Origin of the sequence: Haemophilus sp. HMSC066D02 (assembly GCF_001810545.1) — a bacterium.
GTDB lineage: Bacteria > Pseudomonadota > Gammaproteobacteria > Enterobacterales > Pasteurellaceae > Haemophilus_D.
Window position 1 is genome coordinate 240,276 of record NZ_KV801804.1, and the last position, 18,048, is coordinate 258,323.

Genomic DNA, 18,048 nt, shown 5'->3' on the forward strand with positions numbered 1-18,048 from the left:
GGTTGATTTTAACCGCACTTTTTTTATTTCACGTCCGCCCCTTTCAACCAGCGTCTGACCCAACTGCGGTTTGGCATTAAGTTATGAATCAGATCTTCACTCATCGGTAAGGGCTCGCCATAAATTAAGGAAGCCAGTGTTTCCCCTAAAAACGGCGCAGAGGTTAATCCTCGAGAGCCTAATGCACCGATTAAATAGAGATTAGGGTAGTTTTCAGCCTGTTCTATTGGCTGTTTACGGCGTCGTAAATTAAACAAATTCTGATATTGTGCTTGCTGCGCTGAAAAATGAGGAATAGCCCCCATCATTGGGGTGAGATCACGTACTGAACAACGCACACCGATTCGAGCAAGATTGCCCGATGTATCCACTTCTTTTGTCCAATCTTCAGGAATATTTTGCTGAATTTTTTGTTGGTTTTCTTGTTGTTCAGCTAGGCTAAATTCACGTGTTGCATTATCACGAACATGACTTGCGCCAATACAATGACTGGCTTTCGCTTGATCGACTGGAGTCAGATAGCCGTCATAACACAACACAGTTTTGAGTTTAAGCAAGTTTGAGGATGTTGGAATTTGGCTCACTTGCCCGCGAACAGGATAGAGTGGCAGTTTTTGTGTTTGTTCAAACTCAGTGAGTTTATGCCCGTTTGCTAAAACAACCACTTCATGGCAGAAAGTTTCATTTTCAGCTGTGGTGATTTGCCAACCGTATTCTGTTTGAGAAAGTGCGGTTACTTTTTGTGATGTTTTAATCTGGACACCTTGTTTCTCTAAAAAGGCAAAAGCATGCTGAACTAACTGACGTGGTGCAAGCCAAGCGCCTTGAGGAATAAAACCGCCCCCAAAAGGTAACGGTAAACCGACTTTTTCGCTTAATTCAGTTTGACTTAATGACTGATATAAATCAGAAGGCAAATTCAGCGCAGCGATTTTATTTAATTTACTTTCAGCTTTGTCGTTGTAAGCACAAAGCGCAACACCGCAGAATTCGTGTTCAAATTCGATTTTTTGCTGAATTGCCCATTGTAGAAATTGGAGGCCATAGGCAAAAGCATGAATATAAAAACGAATATTACGCTCGTTATCATCACTCAGTTGCGGATAAAAAGCGCCTTGTTTATTGCCAGATGCATTCAGGGCAGTTTGCTCATCTTCGCAATAAATTGTGATTTTAGCCCCACGTTTAACCAATGAAATGGCTGTGCAAAGCGAGGCAATCCCACCACCAATAATGGCAATATCTTGCTCGTTTAGATTCGCGGGCTGACTATGAAACCAGGGGGCTGAAAGTGCGGTCAGTTTTTCATGCGTTTTTGACCAGAAAGACATTCCCGTTTTTTACCAAATCCTTTGCGTTTCTTAATATTAAAGCCCGCATTTTCTAAGCCTTTTCTAACCGCACTTGCCGCAGTAAAGGTCGCAAAGGTGCCTTGTGGCTTGGTAAAACGAAACATTTGCTGATAAAGCTGCTCATTCCACATGTCGGGGTTTTTACTCGGCGCAAAACCATCTAAAAACCAGGCATCAATTTTACCATTCATATAATCGCCCAGTTGTGGCAGATTTTCAGCGACATCGCCAAACCAAAGATCTAACGTGGTTTCATCAAAATGAAAACGATAGCAACCTTGAATGGGATTAAGCCAATGCTGTTGTAAATGCTGAGCAAGATGAGAAAATTGCGGATAAGCTAAATGGGCTTGTTGTAATGCATCAAGTGGCAAAGGGTATTTTTCAAAAGATATAAAATAAAGGCGTTTTAGAGGCGAATCTGGATATTTCTGACGAAATTCACGGAATAGCGTAGTCACTGCAAAGAAATTTAATCCAGTGCCAAATCCCGTTTCAGCAATAACAAAATGGGCTTCTTGATAATTAGTCCAACGTTCCCACAACTGATTGCCTTCTAAAAACACGTAATGCGTTTCCGCTAAGCCATCTTGATTAGAAAAATACACGTCATCAAATTTATCCGAAACAGGCGTATTCTCTTGGTTAAAATGAATTTTTGCGTGCTGAATGGTGAACATGTGTTAGCCCTTTTTTGCCTTATCAAATTCTTTTATAATAGCACGGAAATTTTGAGTCGGTTAAAACTTAACTGGTCGAACAAATGAATTATTGCTTGCAATATTTTCATTTCATAGTAAATTGCGTTCAGCTAACAACTGTAAGTTGAACTAAATTTACCCTAAATCATAAGGAATAAAGAATGAAAAGAGCTGTAATTACTGGTTTTGGTATTATTTCAAGTATCGGTAACAACAAAGAAGAAGTTTTGGCTTCATTAAAAGCAGGTAAATCTGGTATTGAAGTCGTGCCTGAGTTTGTTGAAATGAAAATGCGTAGCCATGTTGCCGGCACAATCAAACTTGATCCAAGCGAGCACATCGATCGTAAAGTATATCGTTTTATGGGTGATGCGGCAGCTTATGCATACCTTTCTATGCGTGAAGCGATTGAAGATTCAGGTTTAACAGAAGATCAAGTTTCAAATGACCGTACAGGTCTTGTAATCGGTGCAGGTACTGGTTCAGCTCACAACCAATTAGTGGCTTGTGACGCAGTACGTGGTCCACGCGGTGTGAAAGCGATTGGTCCTTATGCGGTAACTAAAACGATGGCATCAAGTGTGTCAGCTTGTTTAGCAACCCCTTACAAAATCCGTGGTGTGAACTACTCAATCAGCTCTGCTTGTGCAACGTCTGCACACTGTATCGGTCATGCAGTTGAATTAATCCAATTAGGTAAACAAGATGTGGTTTTCGCTGGTGGTGCGGAAGAATTATCTTGGGAATGTGCAACTGAATTCGATGCAATGGGTGCGGTTTCAACTAAATACAATGATACCCCAGAAAAAGCGTCTCGTGCTTACGATGCAAACCGTGATGGTTTCGTTATCGCGGGTGGTGGTGCAGTTGTGGTGGTTGAAGAATTAGAACACGCATTAGCACGTGGTGCAAAAATCTACGCTGAAATCGTAGGTTATGGTGCAACCTCTGATGGTTACGACATGGTAGCACCAAGTGGTGAAGGTGCAGAGCGTTGTATGAAACAAGCGATGGCAACTGTGGATACCCCAATTGATTACATCAACGTACACGGTACATCAACACCAGTTGGTGATGTAAAAGAATTAGGTGCAATCAAAAATGTATTTGGTGACAAAATCCCAGCGATTTCTTCAACCAAATCAATGACTGGTCACTCTTTAGGTGCAGCAGGTGCACACGAAGCAATCTATACCTTATTAATGTTACACAATGACTTTATTGCACCAAGCATTAATATCGAAACATTAGACGAAGCGGCAGAAGGCTGTAATATCGTGACTGAAACAAAAGAAAATGCAGGCTTACAAACTGTAATGTCAAACAGCTTTGGTTTCGGTGGTACAAACGCGACTTTAGTGTTCAAACGCTATAACGGCTAATTAAAAATCGCTTAAAATCTAACCGCACTTTGGGGCTTCCAAGTGCGGTTTTTTCTTGTCATCGATTCTTTTCCCTCCACTCATAAGAGAAAACAACATTTAAAATGTGATCTAGTTCAAATTTTTGAACAAAAGAATAAAATTTTTTTATTTTTATAAAACTCTATATAAAAATGCAATTCTCTTTGTTTTTTTATTTCAATCTTTATTTAAAACTTTATTTTTATATTTTTATGGATTTTAATTCTTTTAAATTTGTTTTTTTAGACTTTTGCAATGCTAGACAAGTTGTTTTCTTTCGGTATGATGGTTCCATTGTTTTGACAACAAATCGTAGTAATAAAAGTGCGGTCAGTTTTAGGAGTAAAATATGAAGAAATTATCCGGTGCGGAAATGGTGGTTCAGTCTTTGCGTGACGAAGGCGTTGAGTATTTATTTGGTTATCCAGGCGGTGCCGTATTGGATATTTATGATGCAATCCATACCCTTGGTGGGATTGAGCATATTTTAGTTCGTCATGAACAGGCAGCGGTACATATGGCAGATGGTTATGCACGTGCGACCGGTAAAGTAGGTTGTGTGTTAGTGACATCAGGACCAGGTGCAACCAATGCGATTACGGGTATTTTAACCGCTTATACTGATTCAGTGCCAATGGTGATCATTTCTGGTCAGGTAATGAGTAGCTTAATCGGCCGTGATGCGTTCCAAGAATGTGATATGGTGGGGATTTCTCGTCCAGTGGTTAAGCACAGCTTTATTGTTAAAAAAGCAGAAGACATTCCAGGTATCTTGAAAAAAGCATTTTATATTGCTTCAACAGGCCGTCCTGGTCCTGTTGTCGTAGACATTCCAAAAGATACCGTAAATCCAACTTTAAAATATCCTTACGAATATCCAAAATCTGTTGAGCTTCGTTCTTATAATCCAACGGTAAATGGTCACAAAGGTCAAATTAAGAAAGCGTTAAAAGCATTATTAGTGGCTAAAAAGCCGGTTTTATTCGTCGGTGGTGGTGCAATTGCAGCAGGCTGTCATGAGGAATTAACGCAATTTGCACAACGTTTAAATTTACCGGTAACTTCATCATTAATGGGTTTAGGTGTGTATCCAAGTACCGATAAACAATTCTTAGGTATGCTTGGGATGCACGGGACTTACGAAGCCAATACAGCAATGCATGAAAGTGATTTAATCCTTGGTGTTGGCGTTCGTTTTGATGACCGTACCACTAACAATTTAGATAAATATTGCCCGAATGCAAAAGTGATTCAGATTGATATTGATCCAACCTCTATTTCTAAAAACGTCCCTGTTGCGATTCCAATTGTAGGTAACGCGAAAAATGTATTGGATGAGTTCTTAAGCTTATTAGGTGAAGAAATTGGTTCGCGTCCTCAAAACCAATTAGAAGATTGGTGGAAACAAATTGATGAATGGAAAGCGAAAAAATGCTTGGATTTCGACCGCACTTCAGGCGTAATTAAACCGCAGCAAGTGATGGAAGCCGTATATCGTATTACAAAAGGCCAAGCTTATGTGGCATCGGATGTAGGCCAACATCAAATGTTTGCCGCATTACATTATCCGTTTGATTTACCACGCCGTTGGATCAATTCAGGTGGCGCAGGTACGATGGGCTTCGGTTTACCGGCTGCATTAGGGGTAAAACTTGCGCATCCTGAAGCAACTGTGGTTTGTGTAACGGGTGATGGCAGTATTCAAATGAATATCCAAGAGCTTTCAACAGCAACGCAATACGGTATTCCTGTTGTGGTAATTTGTTTGAACAACCACTTCTTAGGTATGGTAAAACAATGGCAAGATTTGATTTACTCAGGCCGCCATTCTCAAACTTATATGAATTCTTTACCGGATTTCGTGAAGTTAGCCGAATCTTATGGTCATGTGGGAATTCAAATTTCTACACCAGATGAATTAGAAAGCAAATTAAAAGAAGCCTTCAGTATTAAAAATAAATTGGTCTTTGTTGATATTAACGTTGATGAAACCGAACACGTTTACCCAATGCAAGTTCGCGGCGGGGCGATGAATGAGATGATTTTAAGCAAACCACAAGAGGAGAAAGAATAATGCGTAGAATTTTATCTGTTTTATTAGAAAATGAATCCGGTGCATTATCTCGTGTGGTCGGCTTATTTTCCCAACGTGCATTTAACATTGAAAGCTTAACTGTGGCACCAACTGATGATCCAACGCTTTCTCGTATGACGATTGAAGCGGTGGGTGATGAGCAAGTACTCGAACAAATCGAAAAACAACTTCACAAATTAGTGGATGTGTTTAAAGTTATTAACTTGAGTGAACATGAGCACGTTGAGCGTGAAGTGTTGTTAGTGAAAGTACGTGCAACGGGTTCATCACGTGATGAGTTAAAACGTTTAGCCGATATCTTCCGTGGTCAGATTGTGGATGTAACAACAAAATCCTACACAATTCAATTAACAGGTACAAAAGATAAATTAGATGCTTTTGTTGAGGCTGTGAAGGAAGAAAGTACATTACTTGAGATTGTTCGTTCAGGCTTAATTAGTCTTTCCCGTGGTGAGAAAAATATTCTCTAATGATGTAGAAAGTGCGGTTAAAAATGACCGCACTTTTGAAAACGAAAAAAGGAAGTCATGATTGACTTCCTTTTTGTTTATTCTGAATGAATGTTAAGCTTCTGATTTATTAGTTAATGCGATATATAAACAAACTGCAAAACCGGCAATTAAAACATAAGGCGTAAAGGTTGGAACGCCAGTAGGAGCGGCTGCGAAACCAAAGTTATGTGCCGCTGCTGCACCCAGTAGCATACCGAGCACAAATAATGCTGAGTCATTATTTCCTTCACCAATATTGACTAATTGTTTGCCTGGACAACCACCGCCTAATGCAAAGCAAAGGCCGCAAAGTGCCATAGAAAGGAAATTGTAGAGATAGTCATTATGTGCGATAGGTTGTTTTTCAAAGCCTAAATGGAATTGACCTAATAATGCATTGGTTATTGCTGCAAAGACTATCAGTGCAATCACACCATTTAATAAATGAGCATCACGGAAGAGGACAAAGTTTCGGAATGCCCCTATTGTGCAAAAACGCGATTTTTGCATCAGCACACCGAGAAGTAATCCGCCAGCAAGTGACATCCAAATAGCCGCATGTTGTGCACCAGGCCCTTTTTCAGAGGTATAAATCGCTAGATTTTCACCAAATTTAAATTGGGTTAAGGCTAAAACAAGCAAAATCACCGCAAAGATTGGACCGATTAAGCCAGAAGATTGGCTTTGTTCCTTAGATTTACCTAATGAGAATCCTCGATTAGCAAAGAAAATGCCACCTAATACACCGGCAAATAATCCTACAATACCTGCAATTGCAGTGAGATCACCACCACCTAATCGTAAATAAGCACGCCATGGACAACCTAAGAAAATAAGCGCACCAAGCATTGCAAAAAAGCCTAAGCTAATACGAACAAGTGGGGCAGAGCCACCACGAGGTTTAAATTCCTTAGATAAGAATGCACTGGCGAGTGCTCCTAAAACTAATCCAATGAGTTCTGGGCGAAGGTATTGCAATGGGGCAGCGTGGTGTAATCCAAGCGATCCGGCTGTATCGCGTAAGAAACAAGCCGCACAAAATCCCATATTACCAGGATTGCCATTATAAGTGAGAAGTGGCGCAACGATACCAAGTGCAGCACCTGCAACCACAGGCCAAGTTAAAATTTTCATAATTAGACCCTTGTGATATCTGAAGTTAAATTGAATTGTGTGTTTTTAATAATAAAAACAAAGGTATTGTAGAAAGAGTTGAAAAATAAAGAAAGTTTATTTTTTTGAAATTGTGAGCAGGATCAAAGATTAATTGATAATGAGAACAGCTTGTTTAATTACTGTAAAAAAATAAAAGTGCGGTTAAATTTAACCGCACTTAGGATATGTTATTCAGCAGGGTACCAATGCAAATGTTCAAAGGCTATCTGACATGTTTCCCCTTCTTTCGGACCAGAATCTCGTCGTCCAATTTGAACACGAATATCTTGATCTCCAACTTGGATATTATAATCCGTCACTTCACCAAGATAAGAACGACGTTTTACAACACCAGGGATTCCACCTTGTTGAACAAATTCAATGTCAGATGGACGGCTTGCTAATATGGCTTTCCCTTGTGAAAGTAAGTCATTATTTGGCATTTCTGGAAGATTAAAAATACCATCAACTTTATCAATATGAATACCTTGTGATGACAGGTTTACATTTAATTGATTTGATAACCCGATAAAATTGAAGACAAACTTGTTAGCGGGGTTGTTATAAATATTTAATGGGGTATCAATTTGTTGTACCGCCCCTTTCTTCATGACCATAATACGATCTGAAAGTGCCATCGCTTCAGATTGGTCATGAGTCACATAAATAATTGAGAACCCAAATTTTTTCTGTAATGCCTTAATTTCAAACCGCATTTCTTCGCGAAGATGTGGGTCTAAGCTTGATAATGGTTCGTCTAGTAACATGACGTCTGGGTTAATTGCTAATGCTCTAGCAAGTGCCACACGTTGTTTTCCGCCACCAGATAAATCATCAGGGCTTTTCTTGGCAACACTAAGTAAATTAGTATGTCTTAGCGCATCGGTTGTTCGTTTTTCAATTTCTTGGGCTGAAATATTTTTGAGTTTTAACGGAAAGGCAACGTTGTCATATACCGTCATATGTGGCCATACCGCAAAGGCCTGAAAGACCATACCAAAATTGCGTTTCTCAGGCGGAAGATAGAAATTGTTTTTCTTCGATGACAGTAATTTATCACCGACTTTAATTTCTCCTCCGTCTAAGTCTTCAAAGCCTGCGATCATTCGTAAGGTTGTTGTTTTTCCACAACCTGATGGCCCTAGCATAGAGAAACATTCCCCTTTTTCGATAGAAAGGTTAAGATCTTCAATGGCAATAACATCACCAAATTTTTTCATGACATGATTTAATTGAATATAGCTCATCTTTTACTCCTAACCTTCTATTTTTGAGTTTTCTTTTCAGCATAACGTTTAATAACAGTTTGGCCTAACACAATGATTATTAGGGCAATACCCGCTAATGCTGCAGAATAAACCGTTTCACCGTCTTCATTTAGAGTATAAATTGCGACACCGATAGTTCGTGTAGAAGGACCATATAACATAACAGAAACAGTCAATTCACGTAGAGCCGGAAGGAAAATCAGGAAGAAAGCGGCAATCATCCCTGGTCTTACGAGTGGGATAACAATATCTTTTAAGGATTGCCACATACTTGCTCCACATGCTCGAGAAGCTTCAACTAATGAATCATGCACTTGCTCAAGTGCAGCAGAGTTGGCTTTGAGTGAGAAAGCCATATAACGAGCGATATAGGCAATTAAAATAATCCAAACTGTGTTGTAGAGATTGATGCCAAATTTACCACTCCAGGCAAGGATCACCCCAAGAGCAATTACAGAGCCAGGTACGGAGAATGGCAACATCCCTAAGAACTCAAGGATGCCTTTTCCGCGAACACGCATTTTAACGATAACATAAGAAATCATTACCCCTGCAAACATGGTAATCAATGCTGCAGCGAGACCGAGAGTCACACTATTGCGAATTGCATCTTTTGTTAACTGCCATTCAAATAAGATGAATTTATAGTTATCTAATGTGAGATTTTCCCATGTAATTGGTAATCCATAGGTTTTTAATCCACCAACAAGGAAAATCGTGACTGTAGGCAATATGATTGTAAAGGCGATGTAGAGTAAGCAAATAACAAGCAACGGTTTTCTCAAACCACGAAGTTTTACTTCGATAGGTCTAAAGCTTTTACCTGCAATAATTTGGAATCGACCTTTATTTAAGATTTTGTTTTGTAACCAAATAATCAGTGCCGCAGTGAATACTAAAACAGTTGCAAGTACAGTACCGGTACGAATGGCTTCAAAACTACCCGCACTTTGGTGAATACGTTCATAAATGAGGGTTGGAATGTTGAAAATACCATTTTCTACGCCTAGTACGGCAACAGTACCAAAGTGAGCCATAGAATAGAGCATAATGAGTAATGCACCAGAAAGAATACTTGGCATGACGAGTGGAATGGTAATTTTACGTGTAATGGTAAAGAGACTTGCGCCTGAGATTCTCGCTGATTCTTCTAATGTAGGATCCATGCGCTCCAATGCACCACAAACTTGGATAAAGACGAATGGGAAAAGATACATCGTTTCTACAGCCATAATACCGGCATAGCTATAGATATTAAAAATAGGACCATCAAATCCTAAATCCATGAAGAATTGGTTAATGTAGCCAGAACGTGGTGAAAGTAACATTTTCCAAGCTAATGCCCCAATGAAAGAAGGAAGCATAAAAGGTACAAGGAACATCACTTTCATAAAACCTTTATAAGGTAGATCTGTTCGAGTCACCAACCAAGCAAAAAATGTACCAATAATCGTACTCATCACAGTTACGCCAGATGCGATGAAAAGTGAATTGAGTAATGCTTCATAGGTTTCTTCTTGCTTCAGAATATTCACCACATCGGTGATATTAAATTGCCCATCAACCCAAAAAGAATTGAGGAAAATAAGTAAAACAGGAACCGCAACAACGATAACTAAGATACCGATAGATAAGGCTAGAATAACGTTAGCAATATTGAATGGATGATTATTTTGAATAGTTGTAGCCATAATAAACCCCTCTAGATTTCTTTAGCAGAATCAAACCAAAGCAAATCATGAAAACTGATAAAGCAATTTTCACCTTCATTGAACATTAAATTATTACGTAATGCTTTATTAGTTGGGATTTCTGTTCGCAGTGTTACACCATCAATCTCTACCATATAATCCATTACCGCGCCAAGAAAGCTGGCTCTTGATATTTTTCCTAGTAAACCTTCATTGTCTTTGCTTAGTATGATATCGGAAGGTCGACATCCTAATTTCCCTGAGTTAGGTGGCAAGTTTTTCCAGTTTAAAATTTGATTACCTTCTCCAATATAGTGATGATTATTTTCGTATCGGACTGGAATGAAATTTGCGAGTCCCATAAATTTAAATACCATCTCATTTTCTGAGCGCTCATAAATGTCCCATGGTGTTCCAACTTGTTGGATATCGCCATGTTCATTCATAATGGCCAAACGATCAGATATTGCTAGGGCAATTTCTTGGTCATGTGTTACGTAAAGAATAGTAATACCGAGTTTTTTCTGTAATTCTTTAATTTCAAAACGCATTTCTTCTCGAAGATTGGCATCTAAATTATTGAGAGGCTCGTCTAAGAGCATTAAAGATGGTTTAGCAACTAATGCCCTTGCGAGAGCAACACGCTGTTGTTGTCCCCCTGATAATTGAGAAGGTAAACGTTCTTCTAAACCAATTAAATTAACTAATTCGACAATTTCCATCACTTGTTTATGAAGAGCTTGTTTTTCAATATTCTTTAATTTAAGAGGGTAGGCGATATTGTCAAAGACAGTCATATGCGGCCAAACAGCATAATCTTGGAAGACCACACCTAAACCGCGTTGATCTGGCTGAATATCCGTGTTTGTAGCGGGATCGGCAACAACCACATCATCAATTAAAATACGGCCACTATCTGGCACATCAAATCCTGCAAGCAGGCGTAATAAGACAGTTTTCCCACAGCCGGATGGGCCAAGAAGCGTAAAACATTCTCCATCTTGTACAACTAAGGACAGATTTTTTAACACTTCATTTGAACCGAATTTTTTGGATATATTTTCAAATGTAATTGTTGCCATAATCACTACTCCTTACTGATTAACGACCTTGAAGAATTTGAGTGAAATGTTTAATTGTTTCTTCTTTTTCTGACATTAATTTTTCATAGTCAATAGGAATCGCTCTTGATACGGCATCTTCTAGAGATGGCATACCAAATTTAGCATCAAGTTCAATACCTTTTCTAACTGGTAATGTCCCTTCATTTGCAATAATTTTCTGCCCATCTTCAGAAAGTAAGAAGTCAATAAATTTTTGTGAAGCAGCAAGGTGTTCAGTACCTTTTAAGATCGCTGCAGGGCTAGGGATGACGAGCATTTCTTTTGGATAAACCAATTTTAATTGCGCGCCTTTTTTAATTTTATCGTTGGTAATATAGTCAACAGCGAGAGAGGCTAATAAATCACCAGATGCGGTATCATCGATAACTTGGCCTGCACCTTTACCTACTTTAGCTTTATTTGCTTTTAATTTTTCAAAGAATTCCCAACCAAATTTATCTTTTAATAAAGATACACTCATATATGACGTACCCGATAATGCAGGATTTGCAATACCAAACGCACCTTTATATTCAGGTTTTAAGATATCAGCCCATTCAGCAGGCGGGTTATCTTTAACGAAGCGGGTATTGTAGGCGATTGCTAGTGTACCGAGGCGGATTGGAGTAAAAGAACCATCAAAGTTAGGGATAGGGTTAACAATATTGGCAGTTTCAGGAGAAACATAAGCTTCAAGCATGCCGTTTTTTTTCATTTGGAAGAAGTCAGGTACTTCACTTGACCAAATTACATCGGCCATAATTTTCCCGGATTCTTTTTCCGTTGCAATTTTAGCCATCAATTTTCCAGCGCCGGCAGACTGATAATCCATTTCAACATCTGGATATTTTTCAGTAAATTTTGCTTTTAATGCACCAATTAATGATTCTTTCATTGATGTGTACACAATTAATTTTTCTTGTGCCGCAGCCATATTACTAAGTGACATACCTAGTCCAATGGCAATCAATGTTAAAGACATTTTTTTATTCATAATGAAACCTCACTGAGATAGGGATAAAATCAGTAAATGAGATCAAACTACGATCGACATTTATACCAAAACATCTAATCTACAAAATACACTTAAATATTTGAATATAAAAGTCTAAATTTAAATAATTTTCAGATTTGTGATAGAGATCACTTAATAACGTTTAAAGCCATCTTCCCAAATGCAATTCCACAATATCGACTAAATGTCGAAGAAATGTTGTGTCTTGGTCGTTGTGGAAACGGTCTGTGTCTCGAGATTTGAAGAGTAAAAGTGCGGTTGGTTTTTGTGGTGTTCCGCCTAAGCGGCAAATCGCCACAGAGCCGATAGGGAGCTCTTCTGGAAGGAACATGAGGGCTTTTTCTTTATTGGAGAGATCGCCTAAATAGAATTGGCGTAATCCCATACGCTCTAGGCGAATAAGTTCAAAGGCTTTTCGGTCTAGCCAATGTTGCTCAGGAATAGTGCTATTTTTTGGCCAACTATCCGTGAAAAGTAAAATTTTAGCGCCTTCTAACTCATAGCCTTTTGCCCAGTCATCTAACTTTTCATTGATGGCGATAAAGTCTTCTGTTTGAAACAGCTTCTTCTGCAAAGGCAAGAGGGCAAAGAAAATATCTGCTTCTTGATGAGCAAGCTGATGAAATTTTTCGAGGAGTTGAGTAAGCGTTTTGATTTGTTCTCGTTGCTGAGCAAGCTGTGCTTCGACTAACGAAATCGTCCCTTCTTCATGGCTATGAGAAATGATAAGCTGTTGAAGTAGTTCTGGGTGATGGGTAAAAAAATCAGGGTGATTTTTTAGGTAGTCCACAATATCTTGTTCAGTCATCAAAAACTCCTTAAAAAATAACCGCACTTGGTTATGCCAAAGTGCGGTTTATTTTTATGTTGTTTTAGGCAGCAAATGGATCGCGTAAAATCATTGTTTGAACACGATCTGGGCCCGTTGAAAGGATAGCTACTGGTACGCCAGTGACTTCTTCGATACGTTTGATGTAATTACGGCAAGTTTGCGGTAATTTATTTACATCAGTGACACCGAAGGTGTTTTCTTTCCAGCCTGGTAAGGTTTCGTAAATTGGCTCTACGCCTTCCCAATCTTTCGCTGCTAATGGGGCATATTCAATGATTTTGCCATTTGGCATTTTGTAAGCTGTACAGATTTTCACTTCATCGAAACCATCTAATACGTCTAATTTGGTCATACAGAAGCCAGAAATAGAGTTAAGTTGAATTGCACGGCGAATGGCTACTGCATCAAACCAACCACAACGACGAGGACGACCGGTTACTGCACCAAATTCATTACCTTTACGAGCAATTTCAGCACCAGTTTCATCGAATAATTCTGTGGTGAATGGACCGCCACCAACTCGTGTACAGTATGCTTTGATGATACCCAACACATAGTCAAGGTTGCGAGGACCGAAACCAGAACCTGTTGCTACGCCGCCTGCAGTGGTGTTAGAACTGGTTACATACGGATAGGTGCCGTGGTCGATATCAAGCATAGTGCCTTGTGCACCTTCGAATAGGATGTTGTCACCATTTTTACGTGCAGTATCTAAGATGGTTGTGATATCTGCCACCATACCAGTAATAATATCAGCTACCGCGAACACATCGTCTAATGTTTTTTGATAATCAACAGGTTCTACTTTGTAGTAGTTCACCAATTGGAAATTATAGTATTCAAGGATATTTTTTAATTTTTCAGCAAAGGCTTCGCGATTGAATAAATCGCCCACACGTAAACCACGACGAGCCACTTTATCTTCATAAGCTGGGCCGATACCACGACCGGTTGTACCAATAGCTTTTTTGCCTAACGCAGCTTCACGAGCGTGATCCATTGCAACGTGATAAGGTAGGATTAATGGACAAGCTTCTGAAATTAATAAACGTTCACGTACTTTTACGCCACGGCTTTCTAATTCGCCCATTTCTTGCATTAATGCAGCAGGAGAAAGTACCACACCGTTACCAATTAAACAGGTCACGTTATCACGTAAAATACCTGATGGAATTAAGCGTAATACAGTTTTTTCACCATTAATAATTAAAGTGTGACCTGCGTTGTGACCACCTTGGTAACGCACCACATATTTGACTCGATCCGTTAATAAATCAACGATCTTGCCTTTTCCTTCATCGCCCCACTGAGCGCCAAGAACAACAACACTTTTTCCCATAATTTCCGCCTTAAGTTTGCGTAAGTTTATAAATTAGACAAACGATTACTTTACTCTTTTTTGGTTGTAATCTCAAATTTTAAACGTAAAAAAGTGCGGTTATTTTTAACCGCACTTTTTATAAATTTATTATTCAAACAACGATTTATGTAATGAACGTACTACATCATCCGCTTTGTCACTATGCGCTAGCATACAAATGTTATTCGTGCTTGCGCCATAGCTAATCATGCGAATGTTATAGCCTTCAAGCGTGTCAAAAATACGTTTTGCCACACCTGAAGCAAGGTGTAAATCATTTCCAATTAATGCGACAAGCGATAAGCCTGTATCAACTTTCACGGTGCAGTATTGGCTTAATTCTTCTAATAATTCTGGTGAAAGTAATTCTACACCAGATGAAGCTGAGCCAGTTTTATCTAAGGTTAATGCAATGCTTACTTCAGAGGTTGTGATCGTATCCACTGAAATTTTATATTTCGCTAAGATAGTGAATACATTCGCTAGGAAGCCTTGTGCATGTAGCATACTGAGACTTGAAAGGGTTAATAGGGTTTGATCGCGACGTAATGCAATTGCACGGAATGTTGGACGAGGTTGAGGATCACGAGTTACCCAAGTACCACCAGCCTCTGGTGCTTTACTTGAACCCACATAAACAGGGATATTACTGCGCACAGCAGGAAGCAATGTCGCAGGATGTAATACTTTCGCACCAAAGGTTGCCATTTCAGCCGCTTCAGCAAAGCTCATGGTATCAATACGTTGCGCATTTGGTACGATACGTGGATCAGTCGTATAAATACCGGCCACATCAGTCCAAATTAAGACGTCTTTTGCGTTTAATACTTCTGCTAAAAGTGCAGCAGAGTAGTCGCTACCACCACGCCCTAACGTTGTGGTTTTACCGCCTGGTTCACGACCGATAAAGCCTTGAGTGATGACTAATTCACCACGGTCAATTAATGGTTTTAATAAATTATTACAGTTCGCTTGAGTTTGTGCATCATCTGGTGCGGCTTTACCAAAGTTATCATTAGTTGCCACTAAAGTACGTACATCAACCCAAGTGGCAGAAGCTTGTAATTCTCTTAATACTTCAATGAAAATTTGAGTTGACATCATTTCACCATGACTAATGAGTTCATCAGTTAAAGCAAATGATGTCGCAAGGCTAGCCGCTTCAGAAAGTGCGGTAATATTTTCTAAGTATTTTTCAATGATAGGACGAATGCGACTGTCATCTTTTAATTCATTTAAAATGTTTTCTTGAATTTGACGGACTTCACCAATTAATTTTGTACGTTCTTCAGCTTCTACGCCATTGGCTAAGGCAACTAATAAGTTTGTTATACCAGCTGATGCAGAAAGCACCACTACGCGAGTATTAGGATCTGCAATGACGATTTTGGCACAAGCTTGCATAGCGGAATAGTTTGCGACAGACGTGCCACCAAATTTTGCTACCGATAAATGAGACATAAGATAATCCTCTAAAATGAAAAGTAAGATGTTGTGTTTTATGATGGCTATTAGAAATAGCGATTTAATTAAAAATTGTCAAATAAATATGATAAAAAATCGTATAAAAATCTTTTTATTTAGATCTTTTTTGATTAAACAGGGTAAAAATTAAAGAATCATTAACTATTCGGCAGGTATTGGCAGAGGTTCTGGTGCACCGAGAAAATAAGGTTTTACACCGATAATTAAGTCTAACACGGCTTTTACGCGAGCAAACATTTCGCGGACACGTGTTCCAAAATAAACTTCTGGCTGTTTTGCGGTGAAACAAATTGCGTCAATATCGTAATGTTTAGCAATAAGCAGAGCACGTTCACAATGGAATTTTTGACTGATAATAGTAAAAGAGGGTACTTGGAAAACTTTATTTGCTCGCACAACAGAGTCTAAGGTGCGGAAGCCTGCAAAATCTTTAAACATGACGCTTTCAGACACGCCCATTTTACGTAGATCCAAAAACATGGTACGCGGCTCGTTGTATTGAAGCGTGCGGTTATCGCCACTTAGTAGTAGATAATCAACTTTATTTTGATCGATTAAGTATTTTGATGCTTCTAAGCGATAGTCATAATATTTATTGGTTTTTCCCTTAGCGACATATTTGGATGTACCTAGTACTAGTGCGTAGTGACGATGCGGGAGCGTTTCAATGTCTTCATAAACGCGATCTTGCACATAGAAACTAATAGCACGATCAATGGTGAAGCAGCCAATCAAGACGAGTAAACCTAACCCCAAGGCGTAGCCGAGGAGTTTTTTCAGCGGAAGGCGAGAGAGCCATGAAAGTGCGGTCATTTTTAACCGCATTTTGGATAGTTGCATATAGCTAACATACTGAAAAATCAAAATAATTTCAAGTGTAATTTGTTTACCAAATTGATAAGGAAATATTTAGACGTCTAAACGTCTAAAATTTCTTGACAAAAAACATGAGCTGTTGATAATTGTTAAATCATCAACGTAAAAGGTTATCATTTAATGGCTGTGCAAAATGTCGTGCTTTTTCAAGACAATCCCCTCCAATTAACATTGGGTGGTCAGCTTTCGCCTATCAATGTCGCATATCAAACTTACGGGACTTTAAATGCAGATAAAAGCAATGCTGTATTAATTTGTCATGCCTTAACGGGAGATGCAGAACCTTATTTTGATGAACCGAATAAAGATGGTTGGTGGCAAAATTTTATGGGGGATGGCCTCGCATTTGATACATCTAAATACTTTTTTATTTGTTCAAATGTATTAGGTGGTTGTAAAGGGACGACGGGACCAAGCTCAATGAATCCCACTACGGGAAAACCTTATGGTAGCCAGTTCCCCAATATTATTGTTCAAGATATTATTAAAGTGCAAAAGGCTTTACTTGATTATCTTGGCATAGCGCATTTAAAAGCGATAGTGGGCGGATCCTTTGGTGGTATGCAAGCTACACAATGGGCAATTGATTATCCGGATTTTATGGATAACATTGTGAATCTTTGTTCTTCCATCTTCTTTAGTGCGGAAGCCATTGGATTTAATCATGTGATGCGTCAGGCTGTCATTAATGATCCAAATTTTAATAATGGCGATTATTATGAGGGGACACCGCCTAATCAAGGGCTTTCCATTGCTCGCATGTTGGGAATGTTGACCTATCGGACAGATGTACAGTTAGCCAAGGCATTTGGGCGAGCAACTAAATCTGAAGGACAATTTTGGGGTGATCACTTTCAAGTGGAATCCTATTTGAGCTATCAAGGTAAAAAATTCTTAGAACGTTTTGATGCTAACACCTATTTGCATTTATTGCGAGCTCTCGATCTGTATGATCCTAGTGTAGGGTATGCAGATGTGAAAGAAGCCCTATCTCGAATTAAAGCTTGCTATACATTAGTTTCAGTGACGACAGATCAACTATTTAAATCTATTGATTTACATAAAAGTAAACAGCTTTTAGAACAAGCAGGCGTGGATTTAAAATTTTATGAATTCCCATCGGATTATGGTCATGATGCTTTTTTAGTGGATTATACGGCGTTTGAAAATAAAATTAGAAGTGGATTAGAAGGCGAGTCTGAATAAGAACAATAGAAAAGG

Annotated in this window: 13 protein-coding genes and 1 pseudogene; 4 read left to right on the forward strand and 10 right to left on the reverse strand. The window is 39.0% G+C overall.

Translation table 11 applies throughout. From position 1 onward, the window contains the following. Positions 1–23 precede the first annotated feature (23 nt). A pseudogene (gene mnmC, locus HMPREF2750_RS01465) lies at positions 24–2,032 on the reverse strand (bifunctional tRNA (5-methylaminomethyl-2-thiouridine)(34)-methyltransferase MnmD/FAD-dependent 5-carboxymethylaminomethyl-2-thiouridine(34) oxidoreductase MnmC). Positions 2,033–2,214: 182 nt separating this feature from the next. On the opposite strand from mnmC, the gene fabB reads away from it, so the two are divergent. The 3 genes from fabB to ilvN all read left to right on the forward strand — a co-directional run bounded on the left by fabB (position 2,215) and on the right by ilvN (position 6,021). Beyond that, on the forward strand, positions 2,215–3,435 hold the full coding sequence (gene fabB, locus HMPREF2750_RS01470) for a beta-ketoacyl-ACP synthase I (RefSeq protein WP_005698496.1): 1,221 nt from the start codon (positions 2,215–2,217) through the stop codon (positions 3,433–3,435). A 370-nt stretch (positions 3,436–3,805) separates the two neighbouring features. After that, complete coding sequence (locus tag HMPREF2750_RS01475) at positions 3,806–5,530, forward strand: acetolactate synthase 3 large subunit (protein ID WP_049367501.1); 1,725 nt, start codon at positions 3,806–3,808, stop codon at positions 5,528–5,530. Continuing rightward, positions 5,530–6,021 (forward strand): acetolactate synthase small subunit, encoded by a 492-nt coding sequence (ilvN, locus tag HMPREF2750_RS01480; RefSeq protein ID WP_005695880.1) that lies wholly within the window; start codon positions 5,530–5,532, stop codon positions 6,019–6,021. The genes HMPREF2750_RS01475 and ilvN overlap by 1 nt, the downstream gene beginning before the upstream one ends. Positions 6,022–6,114: 93 nt before the next feature. Here the strand turns inward: ilvN and yedE are convergent, their stop codons facing one another. The 9 genes from yedE to HMPREF2750_RS01525 form a co-directional block, all read right to left on the reverse strand. Further along, positions 6,115–7,176: a YedE family putative selenium transporter gene (gene yedE, locus HMPREF2750_RS01485; protein ID WP_070582298.1), complete on the reverse strand. Its 1,062-nt coding sequence runs from the start codon at positions 7,174–7,176 to the stop codon at positions 6,115–6,117. Positions 7,177–7,385: 209 nt separating this feature from the next. Further along, complete coding sequence (locus tag HMPREF2750_RS01490) at positions 7,386–8,444, reverse strand: ABC transporter ATP-binding protein (RefSeq protein ID WP_049365916.1); 1,059 nt, start codon at positions 8,442–8,444, stop codon at positions 7,386–7,388. Between the two features lie 17 nt (positions 8,445–8,461). After that, positions 8,462–10,156, reverse strand: coding sequence for an ABC transporter permease (locus tag HMPREF2750_RS01495; RefSeq protein ID WP_070582299.1), 1,695 nt, complete (start codon positions 10,154–10,156; stop codon positions 8,462–8,464). A gap of 11 nt (positions 10,157–10,167) precedes the next feature. After that, positions 10,168–11,238 carry an ABC transporter ATP-binding protein gene (locus HMPREF2750_RS01500; RefSeq protein WP_070582300.1) on the reverse strand — a complete coding sequence of 357 codons (1,071 nt, stop codon included), beginning with the start codon at positions 11,236–11,238 and terminating at the stop codon, positions 10,168–10,170. Positions 11,239–11,257: 19 nt separating this feature from the next. Continuing rightward, the gene (locus tag HMPREF2750_RS01505; RefSeq protein WP_070582301.1) at positions 11,258–12,253 is read right to left on the reverse strand and encodes an ABC transporter substrate-binding protein; all 996 of its coding nucleotides are present in this window, start codon (positions 12,251–12,253) and stop codon (positions 11,258–11,260) included. A gap of 163 nt (positions 12,254–12,416) precedes the next feature. Then, positions 12,417–13,082 (reverse strand): DUF484 family protein, encoded by a 666-nt coding sequence (locus HMPREF2750_RS01510; protein ID WP_070582302.1) that lies wholly within the window; start codon positions 13,080–13,082, stop codon positions 12,417–12,419. Positions 13,083–13,146: 64 nt separating this feature from the next. Then, positions 13,147–14,445: an adenylosuccinate synthase gene (gene purA, locus HMPREF2750_RS01515; RefSeq protein WP_070582303.1), complete on the reverse strand. Its 1,299-nt coding sequence runs from the start codon at positions 14,443–14,445 to the stop codon at positions 13,147–13,149. Between the two features lie 129 nt (positions 14,446–14,574). Continuing rightward, the gene (lysC, locus tag HMPREF2750_RS01520) at positions 14,575–15,927 is read right to left on the reverse strand and encodes a lysine-sensitive aspartokinase 3 (protein WP_070582304.1); all 1,353 of its coding nucleotides are present in this window, start codon (positions 15,925–15,927) and stop codon (positions 14,575–14,577) included. Positions 15,928–16,092: 165 nt separating this feature from the next. After that, complete coding sequence (locus HMPREF2750_RS01525) at positions 16,093–16,791, reverse strand: SanA/YdcF family protein (protein WP_049372491.1); 699 nt, start codon at positions 16,789–16,791, stop codon at positions 16,093–16,095. A gap of 156 nt (positions 16,792–16,947) precedes the next feature. On the opposite strand from HMPREF2750_RS01525, the gene HMPREF2750_RS01530 reads away from it, so the two are divergent. Continuing rightward, positions 16,948–18,033 (forward strand): homoserine O-acetyltransferase MetX, encoded by a 1,086-nt coding sequence (locus HMPREF2750_RS01530; RefSeq protein WP_070582305.1) that lies wholly within the window; start codon positions 16,948–16,950, stop codon positions 18,031–18,033. Positions 18,034–18,048 lie beyond the last annotated feature (15 nt).